Annotated in this window: 12 protein-coding genes and 1 pseudogene; 7 read left to right on the top strand and 6 right to left on the bottom strand. The window is 73.1% G+C overall.

Features of this window, described 5'->3' with window-relative positions:
• Window positions 1–44 precede the first annotated feature (44 nt).
• Window positions 45–4781, bottom strand: a complete 4737-nt coding sequence (locus tag E4N63_RS08300) for a DEAD/DEAH box helicase (protein WP_230240340.1) — start codon at window positions 4779–4781, stop codon at window positions 45–47.
• Window positions 4782–5042: 261 nt separating this feature from the next.
• Between E4N63_RS08300 and E4N63_RS08295 the strand changes: the two genes are divergently transcribed.
• The 6 genes from E4N63_RS08295 to recX all read left to right on the top strand — a co-directional run bounded on the left by E4N63_RS08295 (window position 5043) and on the right by recX (window position 9619).
• Window positions 5043–5807, top strand: a complete 765-nt coding sequence (locus E4N63_RS08295) for an AzlC family ABC transporter permease (protein ID WP_230242404.1) — start codon at window positions 5043–5045, stop codon at window positions 5805–5807.
• Complete coding sequence (locus tag E4N63_RS08290; RefSeq protein WP_043460841.1) at window positions 5804–6112, top strand: AzlD domain-containing protein; 309 nt, start codon at window positions 5804–5806, stop codon at window positions 6110–6112. Before E4N63_RS08295 ends, E4N63_RS08290 begins: the two co-directional genes overlap by 4 nt.
• Before the next feature lie 43 nt (window positions 6113–6155).
• Complete coding sequence (locus tag E4N63_RS08285; RefSeq protein ID WP_019709740.1) at window positions 6156–6350, top strand: DUF3046 domain-containing protein; 195 nt, start codon at window positions 6156–6158, stop codon at window positions 6348–6350.
• Window positions 6351–6395: 45 nt separating this feature from the next.
• Window positions 6396–7646, top strand: coding sequence for an AI-2E family transporter (locus tag E4N63_RS08280; RefSeq protein ID WP_230240339.1), 1251 nt, complete (start codon window positions 6396–6398; stop codon window positions 7644–7646).
• Window positions 7647–7837: 191 nt separating this feature from the next.
• Window positions 7838–8971 carry a recombinase RecA gene (gene recA, locus E4N63_RS08275; protein WP_039822008.1) on the top strand — a complete coding sequence of 378 codons (1134 nt, stop codon included), beginning with the start codon at window positions 7838–7840 and terminating at the stop codon, window positions 8969–8971.
• A 3-nt stretch (window positions 8972–8974) separates the two neighbouring features.
• Window positions 8975–9619 carry a recombination regulator RecX gene (gene recX, locus E4N63_RS08270; protein ID WP_230240338.1) on the top strand — a complete coding sequence of 215 codons (645 nt, stop codon included), beginning with the start codon at window positions 8975–8977 and terminating at the stop codon, window positions 9617–9619.
• 241 nt (window positions 9620–9860) lie between these two features.
• Here recX and E4N63_RS08265 read toward each other — a convergent pair.
• The 5 genes and pseudogenes from E4N63_RS08265 to E4N63_RS08245 all read right to left on the bottom strand — a co-directional run bounded on the left by E4N63_RS08265 (window position 9861) and on the right by E4N63_RS08245 (window position 15153).
• Window positions 9861–11626, bottom strand: a pseudogene (locus E4N63_RS08265) (FAD-dependent monooxygenase).
• 163 nt (window positions 11627–11789) lie between these two features.
• Complete coding sequence (locus E4N63_RS08260) at window positions 11790–12740, bottom strand: amino acid ABC transporter permease (RefSeq protein ID WP_230240337.1); 951 nt, start codon at window positions 12738–12740, stop codon at window positions 11790–11792.
• A complete protein-coding gene (locus E4N63_RS08255) occupies window positions 12737–13411 on the bottom strand; it encodes an amino acid ABC transporter permease (RefSeq protein WP_125623530.1) in 675 nt (224 codons plus the stop codon). Before E4N63_RS08255 ends, E4N63_RS08260 begins: the two co-directional genes overlap by 4 nt.
• Window positions 13412–13484: 73 nt before the next feature.
• Window positions 13485–14306 carry a glutamate ABC transporter substrate-binding protein gene (locus E4N63_RS08250; protein ID WP_125623529.1) on the bottom strand — a complete coding sequence of 274 codons (822 nt, stop codon included), beginning with the start codon at window positions 14304–14306 and terminating at the stop codon, window positions 13485–13487.
• 70 nt (window positions 14307–14376) lie between these two features.
• Entirely contained in the window at window positions 14377–15153 is a 777-nt protein-coding gene (locus tag E4N63_RS08245; RefSeq protein WP_019709732.1) for an amino acid ABC transporter ATP-binding protein, read from the bottom strand.
• Window positions 15154–15435: 282 nt separating this feature from the next.
• On the opposite strand from E4N63_RS08245, the gene E4N63_RS08240 reads away from it, so the two are divergent.
• Window positions 15436–16143: a response regulator transcription factor gene (locus tag E4N63_RS08240; RefSeq protein ID WP_125623528.1), complete on the top strand. Its 708-nt coding sequence runs from the start codon at window positions 15436–15438 to the stop codon at window positions 16141–16143.
• Window positions 16144–16162: the final 19 nt, after the last annotated feature.

The following is a 16162-nucleotide window of genomic DNA, read 5'->3' as shown; positions in this document are numbered from 1 at the left end:
CGGCGGGGCTCGGCGCACCCGTCCGGGGAGCCGGACCGCCGCCCTCAGCGGGGTCGGAGCCGCAGACCGCGCGGGGAGGCGTGGAAGCCCGCCGTCTCCAGGACCCGGCCGACGGGTGAGCCGAGAGCCGGGACGCCGTTGGCCCGCTCCACGGTGACGGTGCCCAGCGCGCCCCGCCCGGCCGCTTCCGCCAGGGTCTCCGCCGCCAGATGGAGCCGGGCGTCGCCCTCCTCACCACCGGCCCCCTCGCCGGACCAGGCGAGCAGCGTCTTGCCCCCGCGCTCCACATAGAGCACCAGCCGCCCGTCGACCAGCACCACCAGGGCTCCGGCCTTCCGGCCCGGACGGTGGCCGGCGCCGTCGGGCGGTTCGGGCCAGGGCAGGGCGGCACCGTAGGCGTTGGCCGGGTCGGCGGCCGCCAGCAGAACGGCCCTGCCCCGGCTGCCCGGGATGTCCCCGCGGTCCGCGGGGGCGCCCGGGAAGGCCGGGCTCTCCGCGGCGTCCCGTTCCCGTGCCGTGGCGATGGCACGGAGCCGGTCCACCGCGCCGTCCATGGCGAACTGCGCGGCCCCCAGCCCTTCGACCACATAGCCGCGCCGCGCCTTGCCGGTGTCCTCGAAGGCGGCCAGCACGCGGTAGGCCGCGGAGAAGCCACCCTCGACGCCCTCGGCGGCGACCGCACCACGGGTGACCACGCCGTGCCGGTCCAGCAGCGTCTGCGCGAGGGCGTGGGCCCGGTGGGTGGGGTCGTGCTCCGGCTCCGGCAGCAGCGACCACCGGCCGGCGACGGTCGGCGGGCCGCCCGGCGAGGCCGGCCGGCCGGTGCGGCCGGGGAAGGCGCCGTACCGGCCGCGGGGGACCGGGCGTCGGGCGCGGTGGGCGGTGGCGCCTGCGGTGCGGCCGGAACCGAGCAGCGAGCGCAGCGGCGCGAGGGTGTCGTTGGTGAGCCGGCCGGACCAGGCGAGATCCCAGACGGCGTCGGCCAGTTGGGCGTCCGTCGCGTCGGAGTGGCCGGCCGACCGCACCCGGTCGGCGAGCTGGCGGAAGAAGAGTCCGTACCCCCCGGACAGGGCCTGGAGGACGGCCTCGTGGAGCGGGCCCCCGTCGAACGGCAGCGGGGCGGGGAGGAGGAGCGGCGCCACGTCGGCGAGGTACAGCGACAGCCAGCCGTCCTTGCCGGGCAGGGCCCCGGCGCCCGCCCAGACGATCTCCCCGGCGGCCGTCAGTTCGTCGAGCATCCCCGGGGCGTAGCCGGCGACCCGGGAGGGCAGGACGAGCTTCTCCAGCGCGGAGGCGGGGACGGGCGCGCCCTGCAACTGCTCAACGGCGCGCACCAGTCCGTCGATACCGCGCAGCCCGCGGGTGCCCACCTGCTGCCACTGGGGCAGGAAGGAGCCGAGCGCGGACGGCGGCACCGGCTCCAGTTCCCGGCGCAGCGCGGCCAGGGAACGGCGGCGCAGCCGCCGCAGCACCCCGCTGTCGCACCACTCCTGTCCGGCGCCCGCCGGGTGGAACTCGCCCTGGACGACGCGGCCGTCGGCGGCGAGCCGCCGCAGGGCGCCCTCGGTGACGGCGGGGCCGAGACCGAAGCGCTCCGCGGCCGCGGCGGAGGTGAACGGACCGTGGGTCCGGGCGTAACGGGCGAGGAGGTCGCCGAGCGGGTCCTTCACCGGTTCCGTGAAGGCCTCCGGCACACCGACGGGCAGGGCCGTGCCCAGGGCGTCGCGGAGCCGTCCCGCGTCCTCCACCGCAGCCCAGTGCTCCGTCCCGGCGATCCGTACCCGGATGGCGCGCCGGGCGTCGGCCAGCTCCTCCGCCCAGCCGGGCTCGGCGCCGCGCTCGGCCAGTTCGGCGCCGGTGACCGGGCCGAGGAGGCGGAGCAGATCGGCGACGCTCTCCGGGTCCTTGGCACGGCGGTCCTCCGTCAGCCACTGCAGCTCGCGCTCCAGGCTCTCCAGCACCTCGGCGTCGAGGAGTTCGCGCAGCTCGGCCTGGCCCAGCAGTTCGGCCAGCAGCCGGGAGTCGAGGGAGAGCGCGGCGGCCCGGCGCTCGGCGAGCGGGGAGTCGCCCTCGTAGAGGTACTGCGCGACATAGCCGAAGAGGAGGGAACGGGCGAAGGGGGAGGGCTCGGGGGTGGTGACCTCGACGAGACGGACCCGGCGGGCCTCGATGTCGCCCATGAGTTCGGTGAGGCCCGGGACGTCGAAGACGTCCTGAAGGCACTCGCGGACGGCCTCCAGCACGATCGGGAAGGAACCGAACTCGGATGCCACCTGCAGCAGTTGGGAGGCTCGCTGGCGCTGCTGCCAGAGCGGGGTGCGCTTGCCCGGGTCGCGGCGGGGCAGCAGCAGGGCGCGGGCGGCGCACTCGCGGAAGCGGGCGGCGAACAGCGCCGAGCCGCCGACCTGGTCGGTGACGATCCGGTTGACGTCCTCCCGGTCGAAGACGACATCGGCCGCCCCGGCCGGCGGCTGCTCCGGATCGGACCACTCCGGGAAGGCCGGTGCGCCGCCCGGGCCGTCGCTCCCGGGGCCGGGCTCCATGTCGAGCAGGCCGAGCCCCATCATCTCGGCGTCGGGCAGCCGGAGCACGATGCCGTCGTCGGCGTGCATCACCTGGGCGTCCATGCCGAAGCGCTCCGTCAGCCGGGCGCCGAGCGCCAGCGCCCACGGGGCATGCACCTGGGCGCCGAAAGGGGAGTGCACGACGACGCGCCAGTCGCCCAGCTCGTCGCGGAAGCGCTCCACGACGATCGTGCGGTCGTCGGGGACGTGGCCGCAGGCCTTCCGCTGTTCCTCCAGATAGGCCAGCAGGTTCTCCGCCGCCAGCGCGTCCAGTCCGGCGGAGGTGAGCCGCGACCGGGCCTCCCCGGGGGCCATGGCGCCGATCTCGCGGAGGAACGCGCCGAGTGCCCGGCCGAGTTCGAGCGGACGGCCGAGCTGGTCGCCCTTCCAGAACGGCAGCCGCCCGGGCACTCCCGGCGCGGGGGAGACGAGGACCCGGTCGCGGGTGATGTCCTCGATGCGCCAGGTGGTGGTGCCGAGGGTGAAGACATCACCCACCCGCGACTCGTACACCATCTCCTCGTCGAGTTCGCCCACCCGTCGCCCGGTCTTCGGGTCGGCGCCGGCGAGGAAGACGCCGAAGAGGCCGCGGTCCGGGATGGTGCCGCCGGAGGTCACGGCGAGCCGCTGCGCGCCCGGCCGCCCGCTGACCGTCCCGGCGACGCGGTCCCACACCAGCCGGGGCCGCAACTCGGCGAAGGCGTCGGACGGATAGCGGCCCGCGAGCATGTCCAGGACGGAGGTGTAGGCCGACTCGGGGAGCGCGGCGAAGGGCGCGGCGCGCCGGACCACGGCCAGCAGCTCCTCGACATCCCAGGCGTCCATGGACGTCATGGCCACGATCTGCTGGGCCAGCACGTCCAGCGGGTTCGCCGGGACGCGCAGCGCCTCGATGGCGCCCGAGCGCATCCGTTCCGTCACCACGGCCGACTGGACCAGGTCGCCACGGTACTTGGGGAAGACCACACCGGTGGAGACCGCGCCCACCTGGTGCCCGGCCCGGCCGACGCGCTGGAGCCCGGAGGCGACCGAGGGCGGGGACTCGACCTGGACGACCAGGTCCACCGCGCCCATGTCGATGCCCAGTTCGAGACTGGAGGTGGCGACGACGGCGGGCAGCCGGCCCGCCTTGAGATCCTCCTCCACCTGCGCCCGCTGCTCCTTGGAGACCGAGCCGTGGTGCGCGCGGGCCAGCACCGGAGGCGCGCCCCGGGCGGCACCGGAGCCGCCCATCAGTTCGGCGGGGGAGTGGTCCTCGGGCACCGGCTCGCCCGTGGCCCGTTCGTAGGCGATCTCGTTGAGCCGGTTGCAGAGCCGCTCCGCGAGCCGCCGGGAGTTGACGAAGACGATCGTGGACCGGTGGGCCTGGACCAGATCGGCGATCCGCTCCTCGACATGCGGCCAGATCGACGGCCGCTCCGCCGCTCCGCCCTCCGCGGCGTCCCGGGCCGGGGCACCGCCCAGCTCACCGAGATCCTCCACGGGAACGACCACCGAGAGGTCGAACTCCTTGTCGGCGGCCGGCTGGACGATCTCCACCCGGCGCCGCGGCGAGAGATAGCGCGCCACCTCCTCCACCGGGCGGACGGTGGCGGACAGGCCGATCCGGCGCGCGGGGCGGGGCAGCAGCTCGTCCAGCCGCTCCAGGGAGAGCGCGAGATGGGCGCCGCGCTTGGTGCCGGCGACGGCGTGCACCTCGTCGAGGATCACCGTCTCCACGCCGGACAGGGCTTCCCGCGCGGCGGAGGTCAGCATCAGGAAGAGCGACTCGGGGGTGGTGATGAGGATGTCCGGCGGGCGGTTGGCCAGCGAGCGGCGCTCGGCGGCCGGGGTGTCCCCGGAGCGGATGCCGACCCGCACCTCCGGTTCCGGCAGCCCCAGCCGGACGGCCTCGTGCCGGATGCCGGTGAGCGGGCTGCGGAGATTGCGCTCCACGTCCACCGCGAGGGCCTTCAGGGGTGAGATGTACAGCACCCGGCAGCGCTTCTTCGCCTCGGCGGGCGGGGGCGTGCTCGCCAGCCGGTCCAGGGCGGCCAGAAAGGCGGCGAGCGTCTTGCCCGAGCCGGTCGGGGCGACCACCAGGACGTCCGAGCCCGCGCCGATCGCCCGCCAGGCGCCCGCCTGCGCGGCGGTGGGCGCGGTGAAGGCCCCCGAGAACCAGGCGCGGGTGGCGGGAGAGAAGGCGTCGAGGGCCGGGGCGGCCGGGTCGTGCGGCATGTCCCCATCGTGCACCCCGGTACCGACAAACGCGGCGTCTCCGCTGGTGGGAGGCTCCCGCCCGGGGAACGGACACCCGGCCGGCGGAGGCACAATGGCCGGTATGCGGGAGAACGGGCACGCCCGGCACCGGCGGCATCCACGGCTGCCCGGTGCCGGTCCGCTGCGCCCGCGTCCCCGGTACCGCAAGAACGTCCAAGACGGGACCGGACGCCGCTCCGTAACGTGCGGGGCGTGGAAGAAACGAGACCAACGGTGGACATGACGGAGACCGCGGGAGCCGCGGACAGGCGCGGTACGCAACCGGCGGACGGAGACCGGGCGGCGTCCGTGCCGCGCCCCGACAGGGCAGTCGTGCGGGACGCGCTCGGCGTGGGCATCGCCGTGGGGCTGTCCGGCTTCGCCTTCGGGGTGACCTCCGCGGGAGCGGGGCTCACCCTGCTCCAGACCTGCGCCCTCAGCCTGCTCGTCTTCACCGGCGCGTCGCAGTTCGCCCTCGTCGGCGCCCTCGCGGCGGGCGGGAATCCGTACACGGCCGCGGCCGGGGCGTTCTTCCTCGGGGTGCGCAACGCCTTCTACGGGCTGCGGCTGTCGGAGCTGCTGCGCGTCCCCCGCGCCCTGCGGCCCTTCGCCGCCCACTGGGTCATCGACGAGACCGCCGCGGTCGCCCTCGCCCAGTCCGGGCGGCGCGCGGTGCGGATCGGCTTCGCCGTCACCGGGGCCACCCTCTACGTGCTGTGGAACCTGACCACCCTGCTCGGCGCGCTCGGCGCCGCGGCACTGGGCGATCCCCGGGCGTGGGGCCTCGACGCCGCGGGACCGGCGGTCTTCCTGGCCCTGCTCGCGCCGATGCTGAGGACGGCGACCGAACGCGCGGTGGCCGGCATGGCGGTGGTGCTGGTCCTCGTCGGTGTGCCCCTGCTGCCGGCCGGGGTGCCGGTGCTCGTCGCGGCGCTGGCCGCGCCGGTCGTCCTGGCGCTGCGCGGCCGGGTCACGGCCCGCAAGGGGAAGGGGCACGGCCGGTGAACGTCTGGATCGCCATCGGCCTGACCACGGCCGGCTGCTATCTCGTCAAACTGCTCGGGCTGTCGGTGCCCGCCGGCGCGCTGGAACGGCCGGCCGTCAAGCGGCTGGCCGCCCTGCTGCCCATCGCGCTGCTGGCCGCGCTCACCGCGCAGCAGACCTTCGGCGAGGGCTCCGCCCTGGTCCTCGACGCCAGGGCGGCGGGGGTCGCCGCCGCGGCGCTGGCACTGCTGCTGCGGGCCCCGTTCCTGGTGGTCGTGGGGGCCGCCGTTCTGGTGACCGCGGCGGTGCGCGCGCTGACCGGCTGACGGGCCGGCCGGGGCCGCGGCGCGGAGGCGGGATACTGGACCCATGCGGTTGACGGTCTTCTGGCAGCGGATGGCGGATCACTTCGGTGAGGCGTACGCCGACTCCTTCGCGCGCGATCATGTGATGTCCGAGCTCGGCGGGAGGACGGTGTACGAGGCGCTGGAGGCGGGCTGGAACGCCAAGGACGTGTGGCGGGCCGTCTGCGCCGCCATGGACGTCCCCGCCGAGCGGCGCTGACCCCCGGCCCCGGACCGGCTCCGGGCGGCACGGGCCGTCCCCCGGATGGGTCAGACTGGCTCCGTGGCAGCGAACGACGAAGAACCCGGTGGCGCCCCGGTACCCGGACCGCGCCCTGTCCCCGCCGAGAGGCCCCCCATACGTGGTGGCGAGCGGATGCCTGCCTGGCTGCCGCGCGCCATCGCCCTGGTGTTCGCCGCCTATGCCGTCTTCCTGCTGGCGAGCTGGGCGTTCCAGCAGCTCACCGGGCTGCTGGTGAACATCCTGATCGCGTTCTTCCTGGGACTGGCGATCGAACCGGCCGTGGACCGCATGGCGGACCGCGGGATGCGCCGGGGCCTGGCGACCGCCCTGGTGTTCCTCGGGATCGTCGTGTCCGTGGCCGGGTTCGTCACCCTGCTCGGCTCGATGCTCGCCGGCCAGATCGTCACCATGGTCGAGAACATCCCGGCCTATCTCGACTCGGTGATCCGCTGGAGCAACAAGACCTTCGGCACCAGCGTCTCGCGGCTGGAGGTGCAGGACAGCCTGCTCAAGTCCGACTGGCTGCAGAAGTACGTGCAGAACAGCGCGGGCGGGGTGCTGGACGTGTCGGCGCAGGTGCTGGGCGGCCTGTTCATGACGCTCACCGTGGCGCTGTTCTCCTTCTATTTCGCCGCCGACGGCCCGCGGCTGCGCCGGGCCGTGTGCTCCATGCTGCCGCCGGCCAAGCAGGCCGAGGTGCTGCGGGCCTGGGACATCGCGGTCGCCAAGACCGGCGGCTACCTCTACTCGCGCGGCCTGATGGCCCTGGTCTCCGGCGGCGCGCACTTCGTGCTGCTGGAGATCCTCGGGGTGCCGTACGCCCCGGCCCTGGCCATCTGGGTGGGGCTGGTCTCGCAGTTCATCCCGGCGATCGGCACCTATCTGGCGGGTGCGCTGCCGATCCTGCTGGCGTTCACCGTCAACCCCTGGTATGCGCTGTGGGTGCTCGTCTTCGTCGTGATCTACCAGCAGCTGGAGAACTACATCCTGCAGCCGCGGATCACGGCCCGGACCGTGGACATCCACCCGGCCGTCGCCTTCGGGTCGGTCATCGGGGGCGCCGCGCTGCTGGGAGCCGTCGGCGCGCTGATCGCCATCCCGGCGACCGCCACCCTGCAGGCGTTCCTGTCGGCGTATGTGAAGCGGTACGACGTCACCGACCATCCGCGGGTGCGCGGCCGTCGGCCGGTGCGGGAGCGGGGTGCCTCGGCGCTCTCCCGGATACGCCGGTCGCTGCGCGGCGGGCGGCCGGCGGAGGACCGGGACGGCTGAGGGGGAGAGGCGGCGCGGGGCCCGCCGGGGTGCGCGCCGCGCGGACGGGCGGTCGGCTTGACACTAAAATCGAACATCCATTCAGATGGATGGCCCGGCCGGGTTTTCCACAGCCCGGACGGCGACGGGGCGCGTTGTCAGTGCCAGGCGTTAGCGTCATGGACGTGAAGCGATCGACTCAAGCAAACCGGGTGGAACCCATGGCAGCAGGATCCGACCGCGAGAAGGCGCTGGACGCCGCACTCGCACAGATTGAACGGCAATTCGGCAAAGGCGCCGTCATGCGCCTCGGCGACCGGCCGAACGACCCCATCGAGGTCATCCCCACCGGGTCGACCGCTCTCGACGTGGCGCTGGGAGTCGGCGGTCTGCCGCGCGGCCGGGTCGTCGAGGTGTACGGCCCGGAGTCCTCCGGCAAGACGACCCTCACGCTGCACGCGGTGGCCAACGCCCAGAAGGCGGGCGGCACCGTCGCCTTCGTCGACGCGGAGCACGCGCTCGACCCGGAGTACGCCAAGGCCCTGGGCGTCGACACGGACAACCTCATCCTCTCCCAGCCGGACACCGGCGAGCAGGCGCTGGAGATCGTGGACATGCTGGTCCGCTCCGGCGCCCTCGACCTGATCGTCATCGACTCCGTGGCGGCCCTGGTGCCGCGCGCGGAGATCGAGGGCGAGATGGGGGACTCGCACGTCGGCCTCCAGGCCCGGCTGATGAGCCAGGCGCTCCGCAAGATCACCAGCGCGCTGAACCAGTCCAAGACCACCGCGATCTTCATCAACCAGCTCCGCGAGAAGATCGGTGTGATGTTCGGCTCACCGGAGACCACCACCGGTGGCCGGGCGCTGAAGTTCTACGCCTCGGTGCGGATCGACATCCGCCGGATCGAGACCCTGAAGGACGGCACCGACGCGGTCGGCAACCGCACCCGGTGCAAGGTCGTGAAGAACAAGGTCGCGCCGCCCTTCAAGCAGGCCGAGTTCGACATCCTCTACGGCGAGGGCATCAGCCGCGAGGGCGGGCTGATCGACATGGGCGTCGAGCACGGCTTCGTCCGCAAGTCCGGTGCCTGGTACACCTACGAGGGCGACCAGCTGGGGCAGGGCAAGGAGAACGCCCGGAAGTTCCTCAAGGACAACCCGGACCTGGGCAACGAGATCGAGAAGAAGATCAAGGAGAAGCTGGGGGTCGGGGTGCGTCCGGAGGCCCCGTCCGCGGAGCCCGGCGCGGACGCGGCGGGAGCCCCGGCCGAGCCGGTGAAGGCGGTGCCCGCACCGGCTGCCAAGGCGACCAGGGCCTCCAAGGCCGCTGCCGCCAAGAGCTAGTCCATGACGCGGCGAACCGGCCGGCCGCGGGAGCGGCGGAAGGACAGCGGCGAGGACGACTGGGACGGCGGTGGCCCCTCTCCGTCGAGGGCCGGACAGGGGACACCGCGTCCGGGCGCGGGTACGGCCGCGTCCCGGACCGACGACCCCGGTGAGCGGGCACGGGCCATCTGCCTGCGCCTGCTCACCGGGACGCCGCGCACCCGCAAGCAGCTCGCCGACGCGTTGCGCAAACGGGACATCCCCGAGGCGGTGGCGGATGAGGTGCTCTCCCGCTTCGAGGAGGTCGGGCTGATCGACGACGCCTCCTTCGCCGGTGCCTGGGTCGAGTCCCGCCACCACGGCCGGGGCCTGGCCCGCCGCGCTCTCGCCCGGGAGCTGCGCACCCGCGGAGTGGAACCGGCGGTCATCGACGAGGCCGTGGGCCGGCTCGACTCCGAGCAGGAGGAGGAGACGGCCCGGGCGCTGGTGGAGCGCAGACTGCGGTCGACCCGGGGGCTGGACCGGGAGAAGCGGATCCGGCGCCTCGCCGGGATGCTGGCCCGCAAGGGGTACCCCGAAGGGCTCGCCCTGCGCGTGGTCCGGCGTGCGCTGGAGGAGGAGGGCGAGGATCCGGAGGCCCTGGAGTGGTACCTCTCCGAGAGCTGACCACGGCACGCCGGCCCGGTGCCCGCCGCCCGGACCCGCTGCCCGTGAACCCTTGCCCCGTGAACGCGGACCGGTGATCGGGCGGATGGCCCGGCGGGCGGCTGTCCGCAGCGGACCGCCCCGCCGCGCGCCCGCACCCCGCGCCCCACGGAATCGATCAGCCGACCCGGCGGCCTCAGCGAAGTCAGGGCCTCAGCGAAGTCAGGGCCTCAGCGGAGTCAGGGCCCAGTGGAGCCGGGCCTCAGCGTGGTGTGCCGCGCGCCGGGTAAACGCCGTCCGCGGCCGTCGGCGCCGCCGTCTCCGGGGCACCGGGCCCGGCGGATCCGCCTCCCCCGGTGCCGTCCCGGGCCGCTGCCGCTCCGCCGTCCTCCTCGGCTCCGCCGTTCTCCTCCGTTCCGGTCTCTCCCGGCACCGCACCGTCGCCCGCCCGGGCCGCTCCGTCTCCGCTTCCGCCGCCGCCTCGCACGGTGTCCGCGCAGGCGTGGAGCTCCGCCGGGTCGACGCCCGGCATCGCGGCTACCAGATGGCCGTCCGGCCGGACCATCAGCACGGTGTGCGCCGCCGCCCCCGGATAGTCCTCCGTCACCAGCAACTCGGCCGGCACCGGCAGTGCCGCCACCGCCGCGGCCAGCCGGGGCATGAGCCCCGCGCCCAGCCAGTGCCTGCGGTCCCAGACCCCGGTCCCCGGAGCCACGAGCACCACCAGCAGATCACCGCCCAGCCGCTCCCGGAGCTGTGCCGCGGTGCCGTCCGGCGCGGTCACCGGCACATCCTCCACCGGCTCGCCCGGCAGGGTGCCGACAGCGGCCGACGCCTCCCCGGCGGGCGGGGTGAGGGGAGTGCGCATACCCGGGGCGCCCCCAGCGGGCCCCGCCCCAGATGGCCGTCCGTCAGCAGACTCTCCTGCCCGCGCCCGGCCCCCGGCAGCAGTGACCGGCGCACGGTGGGCCAGGGGCCCGCGGCCCGGACCAGCGGAAGCGCCTGGTCCGCCGCGCGCAGCCGGGCACCGACGGCCAGGCGCCGCTCCGCCTGGTAGCTGTCGAGCAGGGCCTCGGGGGCGCCGTGATGCCGGGTCAGGGCCAGCTTCCAGGAGAGGTTCGACGCGTCACGCAGCCCCTCGTCGAGTTCATGGGCGCCGAGGGTGCCGAGCAGATGCGCCGCGTCCCCGGCCAGGAAGACCCGGCCCGAGCGCCAGCGGCGCGCCAGCCGGTGGTGGACGGTGTGCACGCCGGTGTCCAGCAGCTCGTACGGGGGGATCTCGCCGCACCAGGTGGCGAGGGTGTCGCGGATCCGGGAGACGAGAGCCTCCGGCGTCACCAGGTCCCCCCGGGGCGGCAGCAGCCAGTCGATCCGCCAGATCCCGTCCGGCAGCGGGCGTGCCAGCGCCTCCCCGCCGCGCGGGCCCCGGTACAGCACGGCCTCGCCGGGCCAGGGGAGTTCGGTGCGGAGTGCGGCCACCGCGTGCCGTTCGACGGCGGTCCGGCCGGGGAAGCGCACATCCAGCAGCTTGCGCACGGTGGACCGCGCCCCGTCGCAGCCCACCAGATGGCTGCCGCGCCACGAGGTGCCCGCGCCGGGCCGAGGGGCCGCCGGCTCCCGGGTGTACGCGGTGACGCCGTCCGCGTCCTGCTCCAGGGCGTGGAGACGGCAGCCGGTCTCGATCCGGGCGAGGCCGCTCGCCGCAAGGGCGGCCCGCAGCCCGTGGACGAGTTCGTGCTGCGGCAGATGGAGCGGGGCCTCGTCCCCGGTCTCCTCGCGGCGCGGCGTCTGCCGCCGCCGTATCGTCCGCCAGGCCGTCCAGCGGATGCCGGCGGCCGGGAACGAGGGGCCGAGGAGGCGGCGGGCGAAGGCGGCGCTGTCCGGGCTCAGCACGGTGGTCCGGGCGGGCCGCGGCTCGTACGCGCCGGAGCCCTCGTCCAGGACGAGGACCGGAACGTCGTGCCGGGTGAGCGCCAGGGCGAGCGCGAGACCGACGGGGCCCGCGCCGACGACGATCACCGGGTCCACGGGGCGGCTCCTTCGACCTGATGGGTCGGGAAAGAGGTGGTACAGGGAGCCCGGTGCGTGATCACAGAAGGAATGCAACCCACTGGGATTGCCCACGTCAAGCGAGAGGGACAGCGGCTGACCACCGCTGTCCCTCTCGTCGCTTCCGTCCCGCCGGAGCGGCTCAGGGTGTTTTTCCCACCCCGCCGTCGCCGGGTCCGTCCCACGGGGCGTCCGCGGGGCCGTTCCCGGGCGCGGAGACCTTGGTGACGTCACCGCCGATGTCCTCGGTCACCACGGCGCCGCTGCCCCTGCGGGAGCGCCGGGCCCGGCCCTCCAGCCAGCTCGCGAAGGTGGTGAGCAGGAAGTTCAGCAGGATGAAGAGGAGCGCGACCACGGTGAAGGCGGCGATGGTGTTCGCGCCGTAGTTGGCGGTGATGCTCCGGACGCGGCTCAGCAGTTCGGCGAAGCCGAGCAGCGCGCCGCCCAGCGCCGTGTCCTTCACGATCACGACCAACTGGCTGACCAGGGCCGGCAGCATCGCGGTCACGGCCTGCGGCAGCAGCACATAGGACATGGTCTGCCCCTTGCGCATGCCGATGGCCTTGGCCGCGTCCGTCTGCCCGTGCGGCAGGGAGAGGATGCCGGCGCGGACCACCTCGGCGATGACGGAGGCGTTGTAGAGGACCAGTCCGGTCACCACCGCGTAGAGCGGGCGGATCTCCGACTCCACATCGGTGAGCTGGGCGTACGCCTCGTTGGCGAACAGCATCAGCAGCAGCACCGGGATGGCGCGGAAGAACTCGACCACCGCGCCGACCGGCATGCTGATCCACCGGTGGTCGGACAGCCGTCCGATGCCGAGCAGGGCGCCGAACGGCAGGGCGATGACGATGGCCAGGGCCGCCGCCTTCAGCGTGTTCAGCAGGCCGGGCAGCAGGAAGGTGGTCCAGATCCGGGAGTCCTCGACGAACGGGAGCCACTTCTCGCCGGCGAGCTGGTTCTTGTCCGCCATGGTGTCCAGCACCCACCAGGACACCAGCCCCAGGACGACGAGGAACAGCACGGTGTAGAGCCAGTTGCGCCGCTTGGCACGGGGCCCCGGCACGTCGTACAGAACGGAGAGGTCACTCATCGCTTCACCGCCACACGCTTGCTCACCCAGCCGAGCAGCAGCCCCGTCGGAAGGGTCAGGACAATGAACCCGAAGGCGAACACGGAGAAGACGAGGAAGATGACGTCGCTCTCGTTCTCGATCATCTCCTTCATCAGCAGCGCCGCTTCGGAGACGCCGATCGTGGCCGCCACCGTGGTGTTCTTGGTGAGGGCGATCAGGACGTTCGCCAGCGGGGCCACCACCGACCGGAAGGCCTGGGGCAGGACGATGAGCGTCAGCACCTGCGTGAAGCTGAGGCCGAGCGCCCGCGCCGCCTCGGCCTGGCCGACGGGCACCGTGTTGATGCCCGAGCGCACCGCCTCGCAGACGAAGGTGGCGGTGTAGGCGACCAGGCCGAGCACGGCCAGCCGGAAGCCGATCTGGTCGGAGTCCTCGCCGCCGAGGGTGACGCTCAGGGTCTGGTAGAGCCCGAGCGAGGCGGCGACGAGCACCACGGTGAGCGGAGTGTTCCGCATGATGTTGACGTACGCGGTACCGAAGCCGCGCATCAGCGGAACGGGGCTCACGCGCATCCCGGCGAGGACGGTTCCCCAGATGAGGGAACCCACGGCCGAGTAGACGGCGAGCTGGACCGTCACCCAGAACGCCCCGAGCAGGTCGTACCGCTCTAGATCAAGAAAGTCGAACACGTGGATCCGCGCTCTCCCCTGGTGGTCGGATGGTGCGGCGCGCCGTCCCCGCGGACGGCGCGCCGGCGTGTCCTCAGCTGGTCTCGGTGATCTCCGGGGCGGGCTCGTTCTTGTAGCCGGCCGGGCCGAAGTTGTCCTTGACCGCCTTGTCCCAGGAGCCGTCCTCGACCATCTTCTTCAGGGCGTCGTTGATGTTCTTCTGGAGCTCGGTGTCGCCCTTCTTGAGGCCGATGCCGTAGTTCTCGTCGCTGAGGCTGAGCCCGGCGAGCTTGAACTTGCCCTTGTGCTCGTCCTGCGCGGCGTAGCCGGCGAGGATCGCGTCGTCCGTGGTCAGGGCGTCAACGACCTTGTTCTCCAGGCCGGTCAGGCACTGGGAGTAGCCGCCCTGCTCATCGAGGTCGGCCTTGGGCGCGAGCTCGTTCTTGACGTTCTGCGCCGAGGTGGAGCCGGTGACGGAGCAGAGCTTCTTGGAGTTGAGGTCCTCGGCCTTCGTGATCGACGTCTCGTCGGCCCGGATCAGCAGGTCCTGGTGGGCGAGGAAGTAGGGGCCGGCGAAGCTGACCTTCTCCTTGCGCTCATCGGTGATCGAGTAGCTGGCGACGATGAAGTCGACGTCCCCGCGCGAGATCAGGTTCTCCCGCTCGGCGCTGGGGGCTTCCTTCCACTCGATGTTCTTCTCGTCGTAGCCGAGTTCCTTGGCGACGTACTTCGCGACATCGACGTCGAAGCCGGTGAACTCGCCGTCCGGGGTCTTCAGGCCGAGGCCCGGCTGGTCGAACTTGATACCGACGGTGACCTTCTCGTCCCCGCTGCCACTGTCACCACCACAGGCGGTGGCGGTCAGGGAGAGGACGACTGCGGCGGCGGCAGCGGCGCTGGCCTTGCGGAGTTTCATGAGCGAACTTCCTCACGGTGATCGGTAACGGGATGTTCTGCCGGGCCGGGCCCAGGGGTGGCGGGCCGGCTCAGTGGTGGAGGATCTTCGACAGGAAGTCCTTGGCGCGGTCGCTGCGCGGGTTGCTGAAGAACTGGTCCGGCTGCGCCTCTTCGACGATGCGGCCGTCCGCCATGAAGACGACGCGGTTGGCGGCGGAGCGGGCGAACCCCATCTCGTGGGTGACGACGACCATGGTCATGCCGTCCCGGGCGAGCTGCTGCATGACCTCCAGCACCTCGTTGATCATTTCCGGGTCGAGCGCGGAGGTCGGCTCGTCGAAGAGCATGACCTTCGGGTCCATCGCCAGGGCCCGCGCGATGGCCACGCGCTGCTGCTGGCCGCCGGACAGCTGGGCGGGGTACTTGTCCGCCTGGTTGGCCACGCCCACCCGGTCGAGCAGCGCGCGGGCCTTGTCCAGGGCGGCCTTCTTGTCCGCCTTCCGGACCTTGATCTGGCCCAGCATGACGTTCTCCAGCACGGTCTTGTGCGAGAAGAGATTGAAGGACTGGAACACCATGCCGACGTCGGCCCGCAGCCGGGCCAGCTCCCGCCCTTCGGCGGGCAGGGGCTTGCCGTCGATCGTGATCGAGCCGGAGTCGATGGTCTCCAGCCGGTTGATCGTGCGGCACAGCGTCGACTTGCCGGACCCGGAGGGCCCGATCACGACGACCACCTCGCCGCGCGCGATGGTCAGGTCGATGTCCTGGAGCACGTGCAGCGCGCCGAAATGCTTGTTGACGTTGTCCAGCACGACCAGTTTGTCCGTAGTGGAAACGGCGTCCTTGGTCACCGGTACTTCGGTCATCGGCTTCTTGCTCCATCCTCCTCGGCTGCAGAGGACCCTAGTGAGCCGGGCCGACCAGCGTCATTACATCTGAGGGGAAATTGAGCATAACGAAACGGCTACGCACGACAGCAGAGAGTAGTCACCCGGCGACTCCCGCCGCACCATGTCCGCGGGCCGCTACCGGCTCCGTAACGATGTCCGCGAGAGAACCCGCCCCCTCCCGGTCATCGGGTACGAATCGGTCTGTATGCGCGAGGGCCGCGCACGCCGCCGAGCACCCGGACCGGAAGGGGGGGACCCATGAGACTGCTCCTCGTCGAGGACGACGACCACGTCGCGGCCGCCCTGTCCGCGGTGCTCGCCCGGCACGGGTTCAGCGTGACGCACGCCCGCAGCGGCGCGGAGGCGCTCCAGGCGCTGCTCCCCGACGCCGGCGCCCCCTTCGGGGTGGTCCTGCTCGACCTCGGCCTGCCCGACCAGGACGGCTTCGAGGTCTGCGGCAGGATCCGCAAGCTCACCACCACCCCCGTGATCATGGTGACGGCGCGTGCCGATGTGCGCTCCCGGATACACGGGCTGAACCTCGGCGCCGACGACTACGTCGTCAAGCCGTACGACACCGGTGAGCTGCTGGCCCGCATCCACGCGGTGTTCCGGCGCACCGTCCCGGGCGAGAAGGCGGAGGCGGCCCCCGCGGCCGGCCCGGCGGCGGACGCGCTGCGGCTCGGGCCGGTACTCATCGAGCTGCCGACCCGGCGGGTCACGGTGGACGGCGTGACCGTCTCCCTGACCCGCAAGGAGTTCGACCTGCTGGCCCTGCTGGCGCAGCGCCCCGGCGTCGTCTTCCGCCGGGAGCAGATCATCAGTGAGGTCTGGCGCACCAGCTGGGAGGGGACCGGCCGCACGCTGGAGGTGCACATCGCCTCGCTCCGCTCCAAGCTGCGGATGCCCGCTCTGATCGAGACGGTGCGCGGCGTCGGCTACCGGCTCGTCGAGCCGGCGGCCTGAGGGCTCACAGGGCCGGGCC

The organism is Streptomyces sp. MNU89, assembly GCF_020982505.1.
Taxonomy (GTDB): Bacteria; Actinomycetota; Actinomycetes; order Streptomycetales; family Streptomycetaceae; genus Streptomyces; species Streptomyces xinghaiensis.
Note: the sequence above shows the minus strand (reverse complement) of the source record. Positions and strands in the feature narration are given on the sequence as shown.